18 protein-coding genes are annotated in these 21,599 nt (G+C 57.5%); 10 read left to right on the top strand and 8 right to left on the bottom strand.

The genetic code is table 11. The features are described 5' to 3' along the window. Nucleotides 1-13: 13 nt before the first annotated feature. Complete coding sequence (locus ACEXKH_RS06665; protein ID WP_022094816.1) at nucleotides 14-748, bottom strand: iron-sulfur cluster assembly scaffold protein; 735 nt, start codon at nucleotides 746-748, stop codon at nucleotides 14-16. Between the two features lie 348 nt (nucleotides 749-1,096). Between ACEXKH_RS06665 and ACEXKH_RS06660 the strand changes: the two genes are divergently transcribed. Then, a complete protein-coding gene (locus tag ACEXKH_RS06660; protein ID WP_373573549.1) occupies nucleotides 1,097-1,945 on the top strand; it encodes a transposase in 849 nt (282 codons plus the stop codon). 104 nt (nucleotides 1,946-2,049) lie between these two features. Here ACEXKH_RS06660 and sufU read toward each other — a convergent pair whose 3' ends face one another. From sufU to sufC, 5 genes are read right to left on the bottom strand one after another with little or no spacing between them, the layout of a single operon-like run. Continuing rightward, a complete protein-coding gene (gene sufU, locus ACEXKH_RS06655; protein ID WP_117758331.1) occupies nucleotides 2,050-2,484 on the bottom strand; it encodes a Fe-S cluster assembly sulfur transfer protein SufU in 435 nt (144 codons plus the stop codon). Continuing rightward, entirely contained in the window at nucleotides 2,477-3,802 is a 1,326-nt protein-coding gene (locus ACEXKH_RS06650; RefSeq protein WP_373573548.1) for an aminotransferase class V-fold PLP-dependent enzyme, read from the bottom strand. Before ACEXKH_RS06650 ends, sufU begins: the two co-directional genes overlap by 8 nt. Then, on the bottom strand, nucleotides 3,799-5,070 hold the full coding sequence (locus tag ACEXKH_RS06645; protein ID WP_373573547.1) for a SufB/SufD family protein: 1,272 nt from the start codon (nucleotides 5,068-5,070) through the stop codon (nucleotides 3,799-3,801). Before ACEXKH_RS06645 ends, ACEXKH_RS06650 begins: the two co-directional genes overlap by 4 nt. Next, nucleotides 5,070-6,482: a Fe-S cluster assembly protein SufB gene (gene sufB / locus ACEXKH_RS06640; RefSeq protein ID WP_022094821.1), complete on the bottom strand. Its 1,413-nt coding sequence runs from the start codon at nucleotides 6,480-6,482 to the stop codon at nucleotides 5,070-5,072. Before sufB ends, ACEXKH_RS06645 begins: the two co-directional genes overlap by 1 nt. Before the next feature lie 12 nt (nucleotides 6,483-6,494). Beyond that, nucleotides 6,495-7,295 carry a Fe-S cluster assembly ATPase SufC gene (sufC, locus tag ACEXKH_RS06635; RefSeq protein WP_006235561.1) on the bottom strand — a complete coding sequence of 267 codons (801 nt, stop codon included), beginning with the start codon at nucleotides 7,293-7,295 and terminating at the stop codon, nucleotides 6,495-6,497. Between the two features lie 180 nt (nucleotides 7,296-7,475). Here sufC and ACEXKH_RS06630 point away from each other — a divergent pair, with 180 nt between their 5' ends. The 3 genes from ACEXKH_RS06630 (at nucleotide 7,476) to ACEXKH_RS06620 (ending at nucleotide 11,650) form a co-directional block, all read left to right on the top strand. Next, entirely contained in the window at nucleotides 7,476-7,907 is a 432-nt protein-coding gene (locus tag ACEXKH_RS06630) for an RrF2 family transcriptional regulator (RefSeq protein WP_373573546.1), read from the top strand. Between the two features lie 137 nt (nucleotides 7,908-8,044). Continuing rightward, nucleotides 8,045-9,652, top strand: coding sequence for a VgrG-related protein (locus ACEXKH_RS06625; protein WP_373573545.1), 1,608 nt, complete (start codon nucleotides 8,045-8,047; stop codon nucleotides 9,650-9,652). A 201-nt stretch (nucleotides 9,653-9,853) separates the two neighbouring features. Then, nucleotides 9,854-11,650 carry an AAA family ATPase gene (locus tag ACEXKH_RS06620; protein ID WP_373573544.1) on the top strand — a complete coding sequence of 599 codons (1,797 nt, stop codon included), beginning with the start codon at nucleotides 9,854-9,856 and terminating at the stop codon, nucleotides 11,648-11,650. Between the two features lie 24 nt (nucleotides 11,651-11,674). Here the strand turns inward: ACEXKH_RS06620 and ACEXKH_RS06615 are convergent, their stop codons facing one another. Next, complete coding sequence (locus tag ACEXKH_RS06615; protein WP_373573543.1) at nucleotides 11,675-12,694, bottom strand: glycosyltransferase; 1,020 nt, start codon at nucleotides 12,692-12,694, stop codon at nucleotides 11,675-11,677. Between the two features lie 237 nt (nucleotides 12,695-12,931). Between ACEXKH_RS06615 and ACEXKH_RS06610 the strand changes: the two genes are divergently transcribed. Then, complete coding sequence (locus ACEXKH_RS06610; protein ID WP_373573542.1) at nucleotides 12,932-14,272, top strand: hypothetical protein; 1,341 nt, start codon at nucleotides 12,932-12,934, stop codon at nucleotides 14,270-14,272. On the opposite strand, the gene ACEXKH_RS06605 is transcribed toward ACEXKH_RS06610, so the two are convergent. After that, entirely contained in the window at nucleotides 14,269-15,414 is a 1,146-nt protein-coding gene (locus ACEXKH_RS06605) for an acyltransferase family protein (RefSeq protein WP_373573541.1), read from the bottom strand. The genes ACEXKH_RS06610 and ACEXKH_RS06605 overlap by 4 nt on opposite strands. A 111-nt stretch (nucleotides 15,415-15,525) precedes the next feature. On the opposite strand from ACEXKH_RS06605, the gene ACEXKH_RS06600 reads away from it, so the two are divergent. The 5 genes from ACEXKH_RS06600 to ACEXKH_RS06580 all read left to right on the top strand — a co-directional run. Beyond that, nucleotides 15,526-16,629, top strand: coding sequence for a glycosyltransferase family 2 protein (locus tag ACEXKH_RS06600; RefSeq protein ID WP_373573540.1), 1,104 nt, complete (start codon nucleotides 15,526-15,528; stop codon nucleotides 16,627-16,629). Beyond that, the gene (locus tag ACEXKH_RS06595; protein ID WP_373573539.1) at nucleotides 16,568-17,683 is read left to right on the top strand and encodes a glycosyltransferase family 2 protein; all 1,116 of its coding nucleotides are present in this window, start codon (nucleotides 16,568-16,570) and stop codon (nucleotides 17,681-17,683) included. Before ACEXKH_RS06600 ends, ACEXKH_RS06595 begins: the two co-directional genes overlap by 62 nt. A gap of 54 nt (nucleotides 17,684-17,737) precedes the next feature. Beyond that, complete coding sequence (locus tag ACEXKH_RS06590; protein ID WP_373573538.1) at nucleotides 17,738-18,736, top strand: DUF4238 domain-containing protein; 999 nt, start codon at nucleotides 17,738-17,740, stop codon at nucleotides 18,734-18,736. Between the two features lie 455 nt (nucleotides 18,737-19,191). Further along, a complete protein-coding gene (locus ACEXKH_RS06585; RefSeq protein ID WP_373573537.1) occupies nucleotides 19,192-19,377 on the top strand; it encodes a hypothetical protein in 186 nt (61 codons plus the stop codon). 252 nt (nucleotides 19,378-19,629) lie between these two features. Continuing rightward, nucleotides 19,630-21,599: N-acetylmuramoyl-L-alanine amidase (locus ACEXKH_RS06580; RefSeq protein ID WP_373573536.1), on the top strand; the 1,970-nt coding region annotated here is incomplete at its 3' end.

Here is a 21,599-nt window from a genome sequence, read left to right as displayed (position 1 = left end):
TTTCCCTCCCTTTCTACTCGTGAACCGGGAACACGCTGGCGACGGAGTGAGTCTCCTCGTCGGTGCGCGGGTCGATGTACTTGGCAGCGTTGTCCCACTGACCATAGTGGCCCATAGCGCCAGCGATGGCCTCCTCGGGGGTCTTGCCGGCCTTGACGGCGTCGGTGAACTTGCCGAGGTTCAGGAACTCGAACGCGATGATCTCGTTCTTGTCGTTGAGAGCCATGCGGGTGACGTAGCCCTGGGCGAGCTCGAGGTAACGAGCGCCCTTGGCCTTGGTGCCGAACATGGTGCCGACCTGAGAGCGAAGGCCCTTGCCGAGGTCGTCGAGGGAGGCGCCCACGGGCAGGCCGCCCTCGGAGAACGCGGTCTGGCTGCGGCCGTAAACGATCTGCAGGAAGATCTCGCGCATAGCAACGTTGATGGCGTCGCAGACGAGGTCGGTGTTGAGGGCCTCGAGGATGGTCTTACCGGGAAGGATCTCGGAAGCCATGGCGGCAGAGTGGGTCATGCCCGAGCAGCCGATGGTCTCAACGAGGGCCTCCTCGATGATGCCGTCCTTGACGTTCAGCGTGAGCTTGCAGGCGCCCTGCTGAGGTGCGCACCAACCCACACCGTGCGTAAGACCGGAGATGTCGGAAATCTCCTTAGCCTGGACCCACTTGCCCTCCTCGGGGATGGGTGCGGGGCCGTGGTATGCACCCTTGGCAACGGGGCACATGTTCTCCACTTCCTGTGAGTACTGCATGCCTCTCCTCTCTATCGTGTTGGCGTCCCGTCTGGGGGTCGTGGCTGGCGATTGCCGGGCGACCCTTCGAAAGGGACATGACATGCAGCCCCTATAATACCGCGAAATGCACGGAATATTCGGCGAACGGCTCAGTTTTCGTAGCGAGAAGCGCGGAACTTTCAATTGAAGCGGTTTAAATGAGATATATTCATCAGAAGCGCGCGTTTCATTTTTGTCGCTTTCGGTCATCTCGCGGAAACGTCGCATTGTCTGACCTGTGCTGCGGTGCCGTTCGCCGGTTGTTTGCTGCCATTTGCCGTGCGCAGATGCCATTTTGCGTGTTTGTTTTGATAGCACGCTTCAATCGTGGTGTATTGGAAGGCGCAAGTTGATCCCGCTGAAGGGGGCGCCGTGCAGCGCGTTTGGAGAACGGTCACCGGCTTTTACCATGTTTCGGCCCGTGGCACCGGAAAACAGCTCATCTTTGAGACCGATGACGACCGGTGGGAGTTTTTGGAGCTGATGCGCGACTGCTGCCGCGATGCCGGTGTGACGGTCGTGGCGTGGTGCCTTATGAGCAACCATGTTCAACTGGTACTCGCGGATTATGAGGATGCGATGAGCGCGGCGATGCAACGACTGCTTTTGACGTACGCCCGTCGGTTCAACAAGCGTACTGGGCGATCGGGCCGCCTGTTTCGGGACCGTTTTGAGCGCCGCTCGCTCGATACCGACTGGCAGGTGATGGAAGCTGTTCGCTCCGTGCACGCCAATCCGCAGGAGGCGGGTATTGCTCTGATCGAGCGCTATCCGTGGAGCAGTTTTGCCGAGTATCTACGGGCCTATGACAACGATATGACGAGGGGATTTTCCGATCCTTCTTGCGTGCTTGAGCTTTTTGGTTCCGCCGAGGGCTTTATTGCTTATTCGCTTTCGACGCCCGACGGCGTCAAGCCAGCGCTGGGCGATATGGAAGAGACGGAGTGGGAACGCCACGCCTTTGCCGAAAAGTTGGCGAAGGGGCTCGGGGTTCCGCTCCACGGGGTTAAAGCCGCACCGTCGGCGCAGCGCAATATCGTGATTCTTGGATTGCACGATGCCGGTTTAACGGTGCGTCAGATTGAGCGGTATACGGGGATTGGCAAAAGTACCGTTTCTCGCATTGTGCGTGCCTGTGCACGAACGGCGGTGCGGAGTGACGGAAACATGGTGTAGGGGCGGGGCCGGACGCATGAGCTGCGTGTGCGCTCGTTATGAAAAAACCGAGCCGCCCGTATCGAGCGGCTCGGTAATCAAAATTCTTGGATTTGGGGCATCCGCTACTGGTTAGCTTGCCCCTCGAGCATACCGTCGAGGGTGCGCCAGGCGAGCTCGGCGCACTTGACGCGGGCGGGCATGTGCGAGATGTCCTGAAGCTGGGCAGCCTCGTCCAAGTCTTCCAGGTCTTCCTCGGAGAGCTGCTCGCCGCGGATCATCGCCAGGAAGAGCCCTGCCAGACGACGAGCCTCCTCGACCGTCTCGCCGGTGATGAGGTCGGCCATGATATCGGCGCTGGCCTGGCTGATGGCGCAGCCATGACCGGTAAACGAGGCCTCCTCGATCACGCCGTTCTCGACACGCAGCTGCAAGGTGAGCTCGTCGCCGCAGCTGGGGTTGATGCCGTCGTGCTCGTGCGTGGGGGCGTCCATCTCGTACTTGTAGTCGGGGTGCGAGTTGTGCTCCATAAACGTGGTGGAGGTGTACAGATTACCCATTGAACGTGCTCCAAACGTGATGCAGTCCTGCGATGAACTTATCGATGTCGGCCTTGTCGTTGTAGAAGGCCACGCTGGCGCGGCAGCAGGCGAGGTTCTCGACGCCCAGCCAGGTAAGCAGCGGCTGCGCGCAGTGGTGGCCGGCGCGGATGCACACGCCGTCCATGTCCATGATGCTCGCGACATCGTGCGGGTGGATGCCCTTGACGTTAAAGCTGACGACGCCGTGATGGTTGTCCCAATAGATGGAGCCGATGATCTGGACAAAGTCGAGCTGCATGAGCTCGCCCATCAGGTAGTGGACGAGTGCCTGCTCGCGTGCCTGGATGTTTTCGTAGCCAACCGTGTTGACGAGGTAGTCGAGGGCGGCGCCTGTGGCGAAGATGCCGGCGGCGTCCTGCGTGCCGGCCTCGAACTTCTCGGGGACGGGAGCCCAGACGGCGTCCTGCTCGGTGACCGAATCGATCATCTCGCCACCGGTGAGCATGGGCGGCATGGCGTTGAGCAGGTCCATCTTGCCCCACAGCACGCCGATGCCCATGGGGCCCATGGCCTTGTGCGCGCTAAAGGCAAAGAAGTCGGCGCCCAGATCGGCCACGTTGACCGGCATGTGCGGCAGCGACTGCGCGCCGTCGACGACCAGGTAGCCGCCGTACTTGTGCACGAGCTTGCCGAGGTTCTTGACTGGGTTCTCGACGCCTAGCACGTTGGAGACCTGACCCACGGCCAGAATCTTGGTCTTGGGACCCACCTTGGCCAGAACCTCCTCGGTGGTGAGCTGGCCGGTCTTGGTGGGATAGAGGTAGACGAGCTTGGCACCGGTCTCGCGGCAGACCTGCTGCCACGGGATCAGGTTGGAGTGGTGCTCCATGATGGTGATGACGACCTCGTCGCCGGGCTCCAGTACCGTGGGCGCAAAGCTCTTGGCGACCAGGTTGAGCGACTCGCTCGTGTTGCGGGTGAAGACGACTTCGTTGGCCTGGGCGGCGCCGATGAGGTCGGCAATCTGCTGGCGGACCTTAGCGATGGCATCGGTGGCCTCGACGGACAGCGAGTACAGGCCGCGCAGCGGGTTGGCGTTCATGCGCTGGTAGAAGTCGCGCTCGGCGTCGAGCACGCAAGCGGGGCGCTGCGCGGTGGCGGCGCTATCAAGGAAGGCGATCTCGGGATGCTGCTGGAACAGCGGGAACTGGCACTTGTAGGGGTTAGTTTCGATGTCCACGGTGGGCCAACCGCGCGAAGCCTCGTCGCTGGCGTCGAGCTCCATGGGCTCGGGGGCGGTGCAGGTATCGCATTTAACGTGCTCGGTATCGATCATGCGAGCTCCTCTTCAAAGTTATCGATCAGGTTGTTGCCCAGGCGGACGACGGCGGCGCGGGTGCGCTCATCGGTGGCGGAAAGCGCGGCGTCCTCCAGCTTGGCGCGGATGAACAGATCCTCGGCGGCGATTTGGTCAAGGCCGCGGCAGGCGAGGTAGAACAGCTGCTCGTCACGGACGTGACCGATGGTGGCGCCGTGATTGCCGGCGACGTCGTCCTCGTCGCACAGGATGACGGGGACGGTCTTGTTGTCGACGCCCTTGTTGGCCAGCAGTACGGTCTCGCGCTCGGTGCCGGTTGCGCCCTTGCAGCCGTGCACGAGGTCGATGGTGCCGCGGTAGACCTTCTTGGACGTGCCGGTCAGCACGCCGTTGGCGTCGATCTCGCACTCGGTCTTGCGACCGCGATGGCGCAGCTCGTAGTTAAAGTCGCGCACCTGCTCGCGGGCGCCCAGGTAGTCGGTATCGATCGTCACCTTGGCGGTATCGCCCAGCAGGTCGCCGGCAAGGCCGGTGGCGCTGGCGCCGGCACCCAGGACAGTGTGCTGCACGTTGACGCGTGCTCCCTCGTCCAGGAACAGACCGGTGTCGTCGAGTGCAATCCAGCTGTCGTCGAGCGTCTGCGTGCAGGTCACGTTGACGGTGGCGTACTCGTGGGCGCACACGCGCAGCACGGAACCCACGACGCCCTCGCCGGCAACGGGGGAGTCTAGGGCGATCTGCAGGTCGAGCGTTGCCTGCGGGCGGGCAACGACGTCGATAGCGGCGATGGCTGCCGCCGCGTCGACGCCACTCACGCGCACGGTAACCGTGGCGTGCTGGTATGCGGGCACATCGATGACGATGCGCTTGGTGGCGTGGTCGGTCAGATAGGTGTAGGCAGCCTTGCCCATGCCGGTCTCGAAGGCCTCGGCGGGGGAGAGTTCCTCCTCGAGCTTGATAGCGCCGGCCTGGTAGACGGAGGTGGCGGGCACGTCAAGCTCGGTCTCGGGCGTGAGGCGGGCGCGGTCGGCGGCGTCGCCGGGGGCGGAGGCGCGACGCTCGGGGAAGCGTTCGGCCGTGGCGTCCATGGCGGCGTCGAAGGCGTTGGCCGAGCCGGCAAACTGCTCGTCCAGGCCCTCGACCTCAACGGCCTCGGCGGGAGCGATGACAAGCTCGTCGGAAAGCTCGAGCTTGGTCTGGTTCATCTTGAGCCAACCCCAAGTCGCCGCAGGCATCGCATTAACCTGCTCAAGCGTGGTTGCAGCGGTGTTCGTGGTCTGTTTCATTATCCGATCGCTCCTTCCATCTCGAGCTTGATTAGGTTGTTCATCTCGACGGCGTACTCCAGCGGCAGCTCCTTGGAGACCGGGTTGGCAAAGCCGTTGACGATCATGGTGCGGGCCTCTTCCTCCGAGATACCGCGGCTCATCAGGTAGAACACCTTATCGTCGCCGATGCGGCCGATAGTTGCCTCGTGGCCGATGTCGACGTTCTTGGCGCGGATGTCCATGGCGGGGATGGTATCGGAGCGGCTCTGGTCGTCGAGCATCAGCGACTGGCAGCTCACGGTTGCCTTGGAGCCCTCGGCCTTGGGCGTGGCCACGATAGAGCTACGGAAGGTCTGGATGCCGCCGCTCTTGGAGATGCCCTTGGTCTCGACGGTCGCCGAGGTCTCGGGCGCGTTGAGTACGACCTTGCAGCCGGTGTCGAGGTTCTGGCCGGCACCGGCAAAGGTGATGCCGGTAAAGCTCGAGCGAGCGCGGCGGCCGTTGAGCACGCTCATGGGGTAGAGATAGCCCACGTGGCTGCCGAAGGAGCCACTGATCCACTCGATGTCGCCGTCCTCGTCCACGCGTGCACGCTTGGTATTGAGGTTATACATGTTCTTGGACCAGTTCTCGATGGTCGAGTAGCGCAGGTGCGCACGCTTGCCCACAAAGAGCTCCACAGCGCCGGCGTGGAGGTTGGCCACGTTGTATTTGGGCGCGGAGCAGCCCTCGATAAAGTGCAGGTCGGCGTCGTCCTCGACGATGATGAGCGTATGCTCAAACTGGCCGGCGCCCTTGGCGTTGAGGCGGAAGTAGCTCTGCAGCGGAAAATCGAGCTTGGTGCCCTTGGGCACGTAGACAAACGAACCACCCGACCACACGGCACCGTGCAGGGCCGCAAACTTGTGGTCGGTGGGCGGGATGAGCGTCATAAACTTCTCGTGGATGAGCGGCTCCCACTGCGGATCGTGCAGGGCTTCCTCAATACCGGAGTAGACGATGCCCATCTTGGACGCCGTGTCCTGCATGTTGTGGTAGACGAGCTCGGAGTCGTATTGCGCGCCGACACCTGCCAGATAGCTGCGCTCGGCCTCGGGAATGCCCAGGCGCTCAAAGGTGTTTTTGATGTCATCGGGCACCGACTCCCAGTCGTGCTTTTGGTCGGTGTTGGGTTTGACGTAGGTGACGATGTTGTCCATGTCCAGGCCCTCGATGGAGGGGCCCCACGTCGGATCCGGGAAACGGTTAAAGATCTCGAGGGACTTGAGGCGCAGGTCGAGCATCCACTGCGGTTCGTCCTTCTTGGCGCTGATCTCGCGCACGATGTCGGGCGTGATGCCGGCGTCGAGTCGCTCGAATCCCTCCTCGCCATAGGTGAAGTCGTAGAGGCTGCGGTCGATGTCCGCGACCTCGGTGCGGTTCTTGGTCATTGCGTCGCCCCTTTACGCCTGCTGCTCGGCAGCGGCGGCCTCGGCCTGGGCGCGCTGCTCGGCGGCCTCGCGCTCGAAGGTCTCAAAGCCGTTCTTGTCGATCCAGGGGATGAGCGAGGCGTCGTCCTCGCGCACGATGTGGCCCTTGACCATAACGTGGACGCGGTCGACATCCAGGTGCTCCAGGATGCGCGTGTTGTGCGTGATGATGAGCATGGAACCGTCGCAACTCTTGCGGTAGGCGTCCATGCCATGGCTGACGGTGGACAGGGCATCGACGTCCAGACCCGAGTCGGTTTCGTCCAGGATGGCAAGCTTGGGCTGCAGCAGCAGGAGCTGGAGCATCTCGACCTTCTTTTTCTCGCCGCCCGAGAAGCCCACGCCCAGTTCACGGTTGAGATAGGCGGTATCCATGTTGAGCTCGGCCGCGAGCTCCTTGACGCGACGGCGGAACTCCTTGCCCTTCATCTCCAGGCCGGGGCGGCCGGCGATGCTGGCGCGCAAAAAGCTCGACAGCGGTACGCCGGGGATCTCGACCGGTGCCTGGAAGCTCAGGAACAGGCCGGCGCGCGAGCGCTTGTCGGTGGTGAGCTCGGTGATGTCCTGGCCGTCAAAGACGATGCGGCCGTCGTTGACGGTGTAGACGGGGTCGCCCATGACCAGGTGGCCGAGGGTGGACTTGCCGGCGCCGTTGGGCCCCATCAGCACGTGGGTCTCGCCGGCGGCGACGTTGAGGTTGACGTTGTGGAGGATGGTCTTCTCGTCCACGGAGGCGGTCAGACCTTCGATGGAAAGCAGCGGATTTGCACTCATGCTGTCCCTCTCTGTATATGGTGTACTCATAGGTGTACGAAACCCTAGGAATCTTCTCGGAATAAAGTTACTATGGGTTCGGCGTTAGTCAAGGGAAAACCCGACTAATCCACTCGACTTTTCAGATTGTGGGACAAATTCATCGGCAGTGCTTGTCCCCAGCGTTATGGAAGGGTAGGTATGCTCATTTCTTCCAAGGGCCGCTATGCCCTCCGTTTGATGATTTATATCGCAGCGCTTGGTGACGCCGAGGGCAAGATTGCTCTGCGCGAGGTCGCCGACCGCGAGCATATCTCGCAAAAGTATCTGGAGCAGCTGGTTCGTCCGCTTATGAAGGCTGGCCTGCTTAAGAGCGTGCGTGGCAAGGGCGGCGGCTACATGATGGCCAAGGACCCGGCCGAAGTGCGTGCCGGCGACATCCTGCGTGCCGTCGAGGGCAGCACGGCTCCGGTGGCGTGCGACGGCATCGACAACAGCTGCACCCGCAGTGACCTGTGCTCAACGGTCAAGTTCTGGCGCGGGCTGGACGAGGTCATCGAAAAGTACGTCGACGGCGTGACACTGGCAGACCTGGCCGCCGTCCCCGAGATCAACTTCGACATTAAGCTGTAGCTCGAGTGCAATCCCTTAAGATTTCGCGGAGGGTTGTTGCCGTTTACCGATGGGTTGTTGTGCAACAAACGGGGAACTGTAATACTGAATCCATCTTTGCAAACTGTACTTTAACCACACCAATGCAGGGAGGATGTATGCAACCCAAGCATTCCGCGATTGTTGCGGGCCTGACGTTGGCGCTTTCGTTTGGCGCCGTTGCCGCACCCGCAACCGCTATTGCTGAGGAGCCCACGCCGGGTGTTGCCTCGGATGCCACCGATATCGATAAGGGCCTTTACACTCAGCAGTCCTTCTCGGGCGTGCTGAGGTCGGTCCAGGGAGTCTCGTTTGTCAACGTGACCGCAGAGATGAAGTACTTCACCAAATACGAGAGCCATGGCAACTATAACCAGGGTTTTTCGTATGGCGACGGCTATAACGCGCTGGGTTATTATCAGTTCGACCGACGCTGGTCGCTTATTCCGTTTATGAAGCAGGTCTATAACTACGATTCTGCCAAGTACGGCATGCTTAAGGCTGCGATCGACCGCGGCAGCGAGATTTCCAACGGAAGTAACCCCATGTATGCGAACGGCCAGCTCACCGAGCTGGGTCACATCGCGCAGGATGCCTTCCTGGGTGCTTACAACACCGATCCGGTTGAGTTCTCGGCGCTGCAGGATGCCTATGCGTACAACTCCTACTATGCAGTGACCGAGTCGTGGCTTAAGAACGCTCTGGGCATTGATATTTCCGGTCGTGCTGATTGCGTCAAGGGCATGGTATGGAGCACCACCAATATGTGCGGCACGGGTGGCTGCCAGGACTTTTTCCGCTGGGCGAATCTTTCCAACGATATGACCGACCGTGAGTTTGTGACGGCGCTTTCGAACAGCGTAGTTGATAACGTGGCGCGCAAGTATTCGAGTCAGCCTCAGTACCATGAGGGATGGAAGAATCGCTATAAAAACGAGCTCAAGGACTGCCTGGTCTATATCGCCGAGGACGAGGCTGCCGCGGCAGCGCCCGCGGAGCCTGAGCCCGCGCCGGCACCTCACCCGAACAAGGTCCCTGCTGCGCCTGCCGGGCCAACGGTGGAAACCGATAGTGATACGGACAATGGCGGCGAGACGGGTGCGCCTTCGACTGGTGTTGGCAACAATGGTGCCGGTAATAGTGGGACTGCTTCGGGTGGAACGGAGTCTGCTGGCGGTGCTGGTGATTCGGGCTCTGGTTCAACCGGCGGTTCTGTCTCTGGTCCGATCGATAGCGGCTCCTCCAATGGCTCCACCGATGTTGGCGAGAGCTCTGGCACCGATTCCGACTCGACCGCGGACCCCGATGTCAGCAATTCGTCGACCGAGAACAAGCCCTCCGTTGGCAAGCAGCTTGGCGCCTTGATTGGGTCTTCGATGACGGGCATTAACGGCGGCTCTTCTTCTGATGAGGGAGCGTCTGAGCAGGGCTCCGGCTCTAATGTCGACAGCGCCGCTGATGCTTCCGCCGATGCGGGTGCAAAACAGTCCGACGCCGATGCTCAGAAGGTTGACGACAAGAACGTCACCTCGACCACCACGACGACTACCACGACCACGACGACCAAGGCCCCGGGTGGCAATATGCCCAAGACGGGCGACCTCATCGTGATGGCGAGCCTGGCCAGCGCGAGCCTGGCTACGCTTGGTGCCACGTCCATCGTGAGCGGCAAGCATAAGCTCGATCAGCAAAAGAAGGCTGCTGGGGAGAACGGTTCCGAGGAGTAGTCTTTCGGTTGCCTGATAACTAAAGATTCGCAATGGGGTCCGGTGCGGTTGCATCGGGCCCCATTTTGTTGCACAACGATTTGTTACGCCCCCTCAAGGCCTTTGTTCCTACCGTTGCCCGATGCCTTTGCACGGATCCAGCATTGCGCTCGAACTGCTCGCTACAATGGGCTTCGTGCTGCGTTTTAGGGAGAAGTTACGGTGTCTGAACAGGAGTATTGCAACAGTGCCGATACTTTTGGCGTACGGCTTGTCAACCATGTCGATGATGCGGTTTTGCCGGTCGGTGTGCATGATTTTGCCGATGCCATTGGTTGCTGCACACTGGTCGACAAGACCATGTTTATTGCCGATGTGTTGGACTGCGACGCGTCCGTTGTGGTGTGCTGCCGACCCGAGGGTTTTGGCAAGAGCATGAACTTGTCGATGCTCAAGGCTTTTCTGGAGCGTCCCGCGGTCGGTCGCGCCGGTCGGAGCCTGTTTGCCTATACTCAGATTTGGGATGCGGACGGCGGGCGCTATCGGGACGAGTACGCCTGTTATCCGGTGATATCGCTGGACTTTTCTGGCGCTGAGAGGCATGGCGCCGCTGTTGCCGATGTCGTGCGTGACGCTCTTTCGGGTGAGTGTGCTCGCTTGTTGGCGCTTTTGGAGGCTCCGGATTTACCACGAGATAAGATGCGCCACATCGAGCGTGTTGCGCGTGGCGTGGCAAGTGCAGAGGAAGCCAACTCGGCGCTTGGCATTCTCATTGAGCTGCTGGAGACAGCTTGCGACGAACAGGTAGTGTTACTCGTTGATGGATACGACGCGGCGTGGTTGGACCGTTCGAACGCGAGGGGCTCTTCCGGAGCCGATCTGGCGGAGCTGCTTGGCAATGTGCTGTTTGATGCCATTGCCGCTGCGGGCAATTCGCTACGCTTGGCTTGTCTGATGGGGGAGCGTCCCGGTCCTGCCGAGTTGGAGCTTTCTTCGCGCAGTTGCTCGTATTGTCTGTCAACGTCGCTCTCGACGTGGTGTGACCGGTGGTTTGGCTTTTCGGATGCCGAGGTTGAGGCTCTGCTAGGTCATGCTGGATGCGGGGAATACCTGGATGACGCGCGTGAATGGTTCGAGGGATACCGATTTGGCGGGTTTTATTGCTCGAGTCCGGCGCGCGTGATCGATTTCTTGAACCGCGGTTGCACGCCACTGGTGCGGGCCGATTTGTATGGGTTTGCCGACTGCCTGAGTAGGGTGGCTGGAGACTGGAATCTCGAGAGGCTTTCGACTCTGTTCGATTTACTTGAACCGCATGGATGCGTTGAAACCCCGCTTTGTCTGGGCGCCGTCGTGTCGAATGACGCTTGCGTCGATGATGTTTGGACCGCGTTATACCTATCCGGCTTCCTAACGACGGATATGGTTGAGGAGCCGGGAAACAGCGCTCGCTCCCGTGCTCTGCGTCTGCCCAATGGCGAGCTTCGCCAGGCGTTGCGTCTCGTGATTATTGAACGGTTTGAGTGCGCCGCCGAGGATGTGCGGGACGTCGATGCGTTTCGTGACGGGTTGTGTCGCGGTGACGAAGACGCGGTGAGGCAGGCGCTGCGTCGAATTCTAGGTGACGCGGGAATCGGCGCGGTCGAGATGGATTCGCCGTTGCCATACCACCTGCTGTTGCAAGGGCTCTGCTTTGGTATGCCGGGGTATGCCAATCCTGCCTCGAAGCGAAAGTGTGGCGCGGATCGCTGGGATATCCAGGTGTTCCCTAAGGGAAGGATGCTCGATGTGGCCGATACCCTCGGCATGCTCGACGAACGTCCGCTTGTCACTATGAACATGATGTATGACCCCGACGTGGATGCTCTGGGTCTGGAGCTGCTGGCGGTTCAGGCGCTACTCGACATAGAACGTGACGGTATCGACGAAATCCGTGTGCCGCGACCCGGCGTTGGCCGCGTGCGCTGGGGCTTTGGTTTTGATGGGCAGCACGTGGCCGCGGTGTGTCAGCGGCTTTAAGCGTCGAGGTGTTCCCGACTTCCGTTACTCGGTATCCTTCATGGGCGGCATGGGCTTCCAGTCGGGATCCTTGATGATCTTGCGGGCGTCCTTCATGCCACGGCGCAACGCTGGGATACCGGTCTTAAAGCATTTGTCGACCGCAGCCAAGCGGATGAACTCTTTGCAGAAGGTCGCGGCGTTGCCCAGACGGAACAGCACGGGATGATAATCGCCGTAGATCTGCATGTAGCGGGCCAAAAAGCCGCGGTTGCGCATGATGTAGTAGCGATTGGTGTCGCTCGTGGAGTTGAGCTGGCGTTTGCCGGCGATATCCCAGTTAGAGACGGCGCGGGCGCGCTTGAGCACCACGTCGGCAACCACGGCGGCGGGGAAGTGCTGGCTGGCGACATAGCCGTAACAGGCGTCGTCGCCATAGATGAAGAAGCGCGCGTCGGGCAGGCCGATCTTGTCGACTACGCGACGCGAGAAGAGGCCGCCTTCAAAGCACAGCTGGTTCATGACGCGGTAGCCCTCGGGGCCCAGGTCCCACTTGGCGATGGGGTTGGGAATGCCGAGCGAAAGGATGAGTTGGTACTGCCAAAAGAAGGCGCCGCCGTCGAAGTCCAGACGCGAACCCTGGATGACGTCGTAGCGGTCCGTCCACTTTGCTAGGCGCTCAATGCCTTCGGGGATGACGAGTACGTCGTCGTCCATCACCCAGAACCACCGGGCGCCCAGGTCGTAGGCGCATTTGGTGCCGGCGGAGAAGCCACCCGCGCCGCCACCGTTTTCGAGCTGCGGAGCGTAGATGACACGGTCGGTGCCGCCCTGCGCGTCGGGCTGCTCGGTGTCGATGCCCCACAGGTTGGTCAAGCGCTCGTTAAATGCGGTGCACATGGCCTCGGTCTCGCGCGAATTCTCGTTATCGACAATCACGATGCGCCAGGGCGCGGCCGTGAGCTCGGTCATAGAGTCGAACAGGTTGGCCAAGAGCTCCTGGCGCTTATAGGTGACGACAACGATGGCGAGCTTGTCGATGTGGGCGGGAAGGGTGGAAGTCATGAACGAGAATATCCTTTCGCGTGGGCAGCATATCGGCCCTGCGGAATAAACAACGTGTCCCATAGGACATGACTATTGTAAGCGTAGGCAGACGCCCGCGGGCAATGTTCCGCTAATCACCAAGAACGTTTGCTACAAACCTGGTTGATGTGTGGGCGTAGCGAGATTGCATGCACGCATTGTGGTATTACATAGGTGCCGATTCCTGTGGACGTAATCTTTCTGTTTGGATGACCCGTGAATAAAACGCGTTTAGCTTCCTTTGCCGATAGCCTTCCCGTCAAGGCCATGTTGCTGTTTTTGGTTCTTCAGGTCGCATTTGTCTTGAGCAATACCGCGGCGAATTGCCTGCCGAGGCCCGTTATCGAGTCGCATGCGCAGGGCTCGGAGTCCTCGGCCCTGTTGTCTGACATGTATGTCTACGACCACCGTGTTGCAGCTGGCCCTGTTTGCTTTGATAACAATCGATTTATCATTGAAGTCGCACAGCAAATGGACCAAGGTTCTCCGTTTAAGACGATGACTGTTGCCGAGATTGATGACGTTACGAAAGCTGACGGGATTACACATCAGCAGTACTACCGGTATTGGCATGGATGGCAGCTACTTACGAATCTCTGCCTGTTTATTGGTGGTATCGACGTTGTCGTGGCGCCTGCGGCCGTTCTGGCGATTGCCGGCTCCGCTTGCGCTTACGTTGCCTTGCGAAAGCGGTTTTCAAAGCCATTGACTTTGGGTTTCCTTGCAATCCTGTTGTTCTCGACCAATCTGTTTTTCAATTATATCGGTGATCTGCTGCTGTGCATCTCATTCTTTGTGGCGCTCATCATGATGTCTTGCATGAGCCTTCGTTTGGATTCGGCCCCAAACGCACGGGTTTTCACAAGCCGCCTTGTCCTTTGGTCGATAGCGTCGGGCGCCGTGTTTTCGTTTCTTGACTTTTTAACGATTCCTGCCGCAGTTGTCGCTCTGCATTGCTTTTTCGCCTTCATTGCGCTGCCCGAAGGCGAGTGCCCCAAACGCTGTGTCGTCACGATGCTGCAGGCGCTCTTTGGGTTTGGGCTTTCGTTTGTGTTTACCTGGGCGATGAAGTGGGTTGTCGCGGCGTTTGTGCTGGGCTGGAACGAGGTCTTTTCGAACGTTCTGGGCGAGATGGGTCTTTGGTCTGCACACGGTGCGTCGTCGCTGCTGCCTCAAGCTGACTGGCCCCAGATATTGAAGGATTTGTATTGCATGAGCCCGCAGCTGTTCGCCATTTGCTCAACTGCTGGTTATGCGATGATCTCGAACGTCGTTTGTCTTGTTTCGTTTGCTGCCGTATTGGCGATTTGGATTGCCGTGCTCGCTTACTCGATACGGGGCGGCGCGCAAGGCGGTCGTCGTCGCAAGGTGTTGATTCAGCCGCTGCTCATGGCGCTGCCCCTGGTTGTTGTTTTGGGTTATTTCGTTGTTATGCATGACCATGCGATCGTTCATATTCCGGTATTTGGCTGCAAGAACTGGGCGATTGTCTTTGCGATGTTATTTGCTTCGGGTGTAAGCGCGCTTCGTGGTCTGAGGAGTCAGAAGGTCGCTTAGCCGTTCATACGGGCTCTGATGGACTCGACTACGGCCCTGCGCACGATATCCACGAGGAGCAGGGCGAGCGCGAGGCAAAGGCTCATAAGGATTCCGAGCAAAATGGCGGCGGCTGGACGGGGCTCTCCCGTTTGGATGCCTGTCGCTATGGTGTAGATTGCTTCGTCAAAAATAGGTCGCCAGACATTGCAGGTAAACGACTGTACGGCGTAGAAAGCGAGCGTTCCTGCGGCGAGAGTCATGATTGTCTTGTCTGCAGCTGGGACTTCGTGGCGCGGCTGATGGAGCGCTGCGGCGGCAACGGATGCGGCGGCCAAGATAAAGGATATGACGGAAGTTGACTTGTAGGAGAGCTTCCAGAGCGCGTCGTACTGGCTATTTGCCGATAACAGAAGCTCGAACGCGATGGTGACGGCAACGAGTCCGATGAGTACGATCTTGGATTTTTGAGCGCCGGATGCGTTGCCGCGGCATTCGAGGACAAAACGCATTTCTCCAGCCGCAATAAACGCGACCAGGTAGGTAACGGCGCTCATGAGCTTGCGCCACAAAACGATACCGGTAGCTTCGTTTGCCGTCGCCGCGATGTAGCAGTTGATTCCAAATGTTGTGAACGTGAGGAGCGCTACGACAAACGGGGCCCTTTTGCTGCCGATCTGCTGTCGTATCAGTGCAATCACTGGGACGAGCAACACGGATGCCGCGTAGACCCAGATAAACTCGATGCCCAACGTGAGCCAGCCAATCTCGTGTAGTGAGATTTCGGGCAGGGGATAGACGTACATCGAAACAAGCAAGCAAGCTGAGCAATAAAAGAGCGTGGGCAAGACGATCTTCTTGAGGCGCTCAAGCGATTTGAGCGTGAGGCTCTGCGCGGATGAACCGTTTTTGAGGGCGCGTATCGCCGAGGGAATCAGGAAGTACCCCGAGATCATAAAGAAGACCTCGTTGGCCCAACAGCCCAGCAGATTGATAAAGCCGAGTGCGCCGGAGTAAGGGAAGGCGGCGAGCGGCGCATATTCCGGTAGGCCGGTGCAGACGGCTTGGAAGGTCCACTGAAACGTGTGGAATACGGCAATCCCAGCGACCGCGACCAAGCGAAGCGCTTCGATGGATATGTTGCGTGCGGCTTTGGGCTGCATGACGTCCTTTCGTATCGGTTTGCCTCTGCGGGCTCCATAGATTATATAAACGCCCGCGGGCGGGACGACCCTTTGATACCATTAACGGCAGGTATTTCCTAAGGAGCACATTTGTCTACTAATTCCTCTGGCAGCCCTGTCCTGTCGCTGCTTATTCCCATCTACAACGTTGAGCGCTACCTGCGCGAGTGCCTCAATTCCGCCGTGGCGCAGACGCTCAACGACATCGAGATCATCTGCATCAACGATGGCTCTACTGATAGCTCGCCGGATATCATCCGCGAGTACATGGAGCGCGACTCCCGCGTCAAGATGATTGACAAGACCAACAGTGGCTACGGCGACTCGATGAACCGCGGCCTTGAGATGGCGCGTGGCGAGTACGTGGGCATTCTGGAGTCCGATGACTTTATGGCGCCCGATGCGATGGAGAAGCTCGTGGCAGCGGCCGAGCGCAATGGTGCCGACTTTGCGAAGGCGAATTTTGACCTGTATTGGTCGAAGCCGGAGGAGCGCCGAGAGCTGATGGAGCTCTTTAAAGCCAAGGACTGCGGCAAGCCGGTTCACCCGAGCGACACCGTCGATGCCTTCGCGCTTAAGCCCTCGATTTGGTCTGCGGTGTATCGTCGAGACTTCTTGAACCGTAATGCCATTCGTTTCTTGCCGACGCCTGGCGCTGCGTTTCAGGACGCCTCGTTTACCTTTAAGGTGTTCGCCCTTGCCGATGCCGCGGTTTACCTGCATGATTCCGTGCTTTCATATCGCCAGGATAACGAGGGCTCTTCGGTCAATTCGCCTAATAAAGTTCATTGCGTAAACGACGAGTATGCCGAGATTCATCGCTGGATTGTTGAGGATTACGCCGAGTCGCACTCTTCGCGGGACGTTGCCAAGCTGCTTAGGTTTGCAAATATCATTAAATACGATTCGTATATGTGGAGCTACATTCGCTTGAATCCCAAATTTTATGCTGAGTTTTTGGACCGTATGGCTCAGGAATTCCATGGGGCGCTTGAGGCCCATGAGTTTGAGCTAACAGACCTTAAGCCGTGGAAGCGAGCAAACCTGAAGGCCATTGTCAACGATCCGCAAAAGTGGCTGGCAGAGTCTTCGGACTTTGCCGGTGCCGGCGCGATGGGTCGCGCGAAGCATTATGCTCGCGTCGGCGGCCCGGGCGTGGTTGCCGCATTCGTCCTGGATGCAATTAAGAAATAGGGGAGTTATGGCAAACCCGAAGGTCTCATTTATCGTCCCCGTTTATAACACCCAGGAATTCCTACCTCGTTGTCTTGACTCCCTTTTGGGGCAGACCTGTCCGGATATCGAGATCGTGGTTGTTAACGACGGATCGCCGGATGACTCTGCTGCGATTATCGGCAAGTATTCATGCAAGGACTCTCGCGTGCGTGTTGTCGAGAAGTCTAACGGGGGGCTGTCATCTGCCCGTAATGCGGGCATGGATGTTGCGCGCGGCTATATTTTCGACTTCGTTGACTCAGACGATTACGTTGAGCCCAATCTTGCCGAGTTCTTGGTCGATACGTTTGCTAAGGAGCATCCCGAGATTGTTGTGTTTGGAGCTGAGTGCGAGCCTGCCGAGTTGGCTTCTGAGCGCATCAAGCAGCTACTTTCTCCTGAAGCGCGCAGGTTTGAGTCATTTGATCCGGCCCTGCTGTTTTCCGCGAATGCGCAGCCCTATGTCTGGCGTGCGGCATACTCTCGCGAGCTGATTGAGCGTATGTCTTTGCGTTTTGCCGAAAATGTCCGGTTTGCCGAGGACGTTGTGTTTCAGCTTGAATCGTATCCGCTGTCTGTCAGGACGGTCCTTGCGCCCGAGAGGCTGTATCACTACGTGATGCAGGAAAAGTCGCTGACGCATGTGTTTAACGCCGGCGCCAAGCGCATGGACAAGGTCGATGCCCATTTGCTGGTGCTTCATGAAGTGCTGGAGCGCTGGGACAGGCGAGGACTGCTGGATTTGTGCCCCGGTGAGCTTGTGACGTGGTTCTTGGATCTGGTTGTGTTCGACCTTGCGCGCTTGGATGCAGGGGACTATGCCGCGGTTGCCGCTCGCGTTAAGGATGAGCTTGAGGGGCATTTGGCGCAGGATTGGCCGGGGTTGCCTGCAAAAGCGACTGTTCGTCGCGTGTCGGACAAGATTGCAGATGGATCGAGGGTTTCGATGTTTGATGCCGCGCGGATGTATCTTGCGACCCGTGGGCTCATGAGCTGCTTGGAAAAAGTAATCAGTTTAAGCCATTGGAGATGAGCGCTTGGCTAAACAGTTATACCGATTTATAAAATGACTTTTGTTGGGATTTGTATGGCTAAAGCAAAGAAGCACCACCTTGTTCCAAAGTGCTATTTAAAAGCATGGTCTGTCAATAAGAATTCAGTATTGTGTTTTAATGCGCGTGGGCTAAATCCCTGCGTCGAGCCTCTGAATTTGAAAAATAGTTTCTATGAAAATAACTTTCATACCATAAGGCCCGGAATGTTGGGGTTTAAGGACTATAAAGACCTTATTCTAGACAAAATTAAAGGTTATGAAGTCTATTTAAATGATGAACGCATAGCCGAAGATTTGATTTGGAATTACGCATCTGAAATCAATAACTGGGTTTTTGTAAAGAACGGAATTCCGCTTTGTGGTAAAGATGAGCGTACTATAAAGCAAACACTTAGTATGGTTCGCGATACTTCTATCGAGGAAAATTGGTCCGAAGATTTTGAGAACGATTGGCAAAACCTAAAGGATCTTATCGTACGGTGGGCGCAGTCTGAGCATAAGCCTTTGATCCTTCCATTTAATTTAGGCAAGCTAATTCAGGTAATTGTTGCCATGGATTGGAGGGGGTTAAATCAAAATCAGCAACTAAATGAGTCATTTGATTCCACCTGGAATCTATTAATCGGTTTGTTGGGTAAAGATGCAACGAATCATGTCCAAGAATTGGATAAAGATAGAAACGAATTCAAGCACTCCATCTTGCTCAAACAATATTTAGCCTATTTCGAGGGACGAGGCTGTATCGCTAAACAGATTGACTTGTATTGTAAATTGCTTGCCAAATTTATTTATAGCGAAAGAGGTGAGTTATTCACGTCAGATAACCCTTCTTTCTTCGATTCAGAGAAACATATTCATTTCTTTCCAGTTTCTCCGTTCGTAGGTGTTGAATTATTTCAGTCGAACGACGGTATTAAGTCTAACTGGAGCTTTCGGGAGGCCGATAAAAACGACATTAGCTTATTCAATGATGCCGTTAAAAGAAATGCGGTAGCAAAGGTCATTCTGCCTCCTAGCTATGGAAACAATTAAGTATTTTTCTTTTAAAGTTACGGGAGATGACCTGTTCTGTACTTTTGTGAGTAGCTCTGGGTGCGCACCGGAGCTCCTCCGACTGGCTGAGTACTAGGCCCTTTCGGCAGCACCTATATCGCAAATCGGCACCGCAGTCCACCCGGCCGAATATTTCCGTTCAGCACTCCTATTAAACGTCCCGCTGTCCATCCCCCTGTTGCGCTCGGGCAGCCATGCAGTCCAGAGAACGAGGAGATTCCGCACGGTGAGAATGACCAGGGCCAAGGGGTCTGGGGTCGGTGAACGGTCTCCTCAGAACGTGATTGCCCACACCGCCCTCGTCTCGAAGCACAACGGCCAAGACGTGCGCAAGGCCGCGAGGGAGTGGGGCGTCTTCTTGGAGGACGTCGAGGGGATGTCCGAAGAGGTGGCCTACGCGCTGCTGTTTTCCCGGCAGTGGCGAATCCGGGCTGGTGCGCGCTAGCTCCCATTTCGCCTCGGCGCTCGGGAAGGTAGCGTGCGTCAGGAGTGCAGGGTCGCGTTGCATCCTCCAGCTCTATCTTGAGGGCCTCTGGTGGGAGGGCCGCAAACGGACGAACGGCGCGCGCAAGCTCGTTCGTAAGCACGGCACGCTCGGCCTGCTCGTGGTCGACGAGTAGCTTCTCATCAGCCCTATGTGGAGTTCAGATCGATATTGTTGGAGCTGATTGAGCTGAGGTGCGAAACCGCCCCTAGCGTCTTTTGAACGTGGTTCATGAAGAAGGACTGGCATCTGAAGCCAGTTATTTGCAACTTCTATTTCCATGCGTTCGCTGCTCCCGAAAGTCCTTTCTCCTAAATTTATTTTTAATATGGGCCCATTTATTAGATAATCTATGTTTGGGAATTATCATTTTGACTAGGGATTTGATATGAAAAAGGTTTTACGTGTCACAACCACTTTTTCTCTGGCTGCACTTCTGACATTTTCCTCGTTGATGAGTCCCGTAGTCGCTGCCTACGGTTTGAACGAGGCGAAGCCCGCTGAAGCTGTGACGGATGTGGCGTCCGCAGGTGATGACGGAGTGGCTGCACGCGGCGACGATGTTGAAGGCAGCGATGCCACCGTCGACCAGTCTTCGGTTGAAGGGGATTTTGAGGCTATCGACTCGTTGAGCCAAGGTTCAACTGAAAGCGATGTCAAGACCGAGCAAGAGGTCGATTCGGTCGAGTCGGACTTTCAATACGTTTACCTGGCCTACCCAAGCCTTCCCTCTGGATCCAATCAAGTCATTGCTTTTGCTACTCATAATGACGGTGAAGTTCTTTCCTCTGCTACGCTTGGCTATGTGAGCGCCAATGGCGTAAAGGGCTCTGTCGACGCGTCTGCTACGGCTGATAATTCTGCCGCCTTTACCTTTGGCGCAAAACTCGAAGCTAATACTTATTTCCTCACTTCGATTTCGTATTATCTAGAGGGAGATGGGACTGAGCATAAGATCGATCTTTCTGACCGAGATTATTCGTTCACCGTCGTAGACAGCTCTATGAACTCCGAGGGCACATCTGTTTATTATGCAGATGGGGACGGAAATGCTGTTGAGGCACAGTCTATTCAGCAGGCGTTGGAGTGCGCCGATTCTCCGGATGGTGTTTCTACTTATGCCGCTCGCTCCGCTCGCAACGTTAGCGTAATCGCTCTTGATGCTGGTCATGGTGGATCTGATCCCGGTGCGCAGGGTAATGGTAAAAGTGAAGCTGATCTTACCTGGAAGATTGTGACGGCCTGCAAGAATAAGCTTGAAGCATATGGTTTTAAGGTCGTTCTTGCTCGTGAGCAGTACGGCAATTACTCCGGTAATGATTTTCTTTATCGCGTTCAGCGTTGCATCGATCAGGGTGCGCAGGCTTTCGTGAGCTTCCATATTAATTCCGGCTCCTCTGCTGCTCATGGTGCTGAGGTTTACGCTCCCACCGCAAATGGATCAGACTATACACAGGTTTCTGTTGAGCTTGCCAATAAGGTTATGAATAACCTTGCTGCCATGGGCCTTTCCTATCGTGGTGTTTTCCAAATGGAAGTAGGCGACGAGTTCGCTGTGATTCGTTGTGCACGCGAGCAGGGGATCCCCGGCATTCTTATTGAGCACGGCTTCATTTCGAATTCCGGCGACGTCGCTAACTATTTCTCTGACGACGGCTGCCGTCGCCTTGGCGAGGCTGATGCCGCTGCTATTATTGCGCAGTTTCCTCATCCTTATTCCATTGATGGAATTACCTTTTCGGAAGAATTGGGGCGCGCTGGATCTTCGATTAAAGTTGGAGTGAATGTTACCGGCAAGACCGACGGACTCAAATATAAGTTTGTTTGGCATAGGGCTGGGGCAGATTGGACTGACGCTAACTGGGGCGTGATCGGTCAAGATTTGACCGCCCCGTCAGTTGTTTGGACTTTGCCGCAAGCTGGTGAATACGAAATTTATGCCGATGTTGTTGACTCCAATGGTTACATATCGAGCACCTCCAAATATAAAGTAGTCAATTGGTCCGTCGAGGGCCTCGACGTCTCCGGCGAGGCGCGCTCCGGCAAGCCGCTCGAGCTCAAGGCCAGGGTCTCCGGCGACACCGACGGCCTCAAGTACAAGTTCGTCTGGGAGAAGGGCGGCTGGGCCAAGTGGGGCACCGTCGGCGGCGGCTCCAGCTCCGCCTCCTCCTGCGAGTGGACCCCCTCCGAGCCCGGAGAGTACACCCTCTACCTCGACGTGATCGACGGCGAGCAGGCCAAGCACCTCACCCGCAAGGTGACGGTCGAGGACCGCTTCAGCGTCGAGGGCCTCGACGTCTCCGGCGAGGCGCGCTCCGGCAAGCCGCTCGAGCTCAAGGCCAGGGTCTCCGGCGACAC

The organism is Collinsella aerofaciens ATCC 25986, assembly GCF_964259375.1.
Classification (GTDB): Bacteria; Actinomycetota; Coriobacteriia; order Coriobacteriales; family Coriobacteriaceae; genus Collinsella; species Collinsella aerofaciens_BO.
Note: the sequence above shows the minus strand (reverse complement) of the source record. Positions and strands in the feature narration are given on the sequence as shown.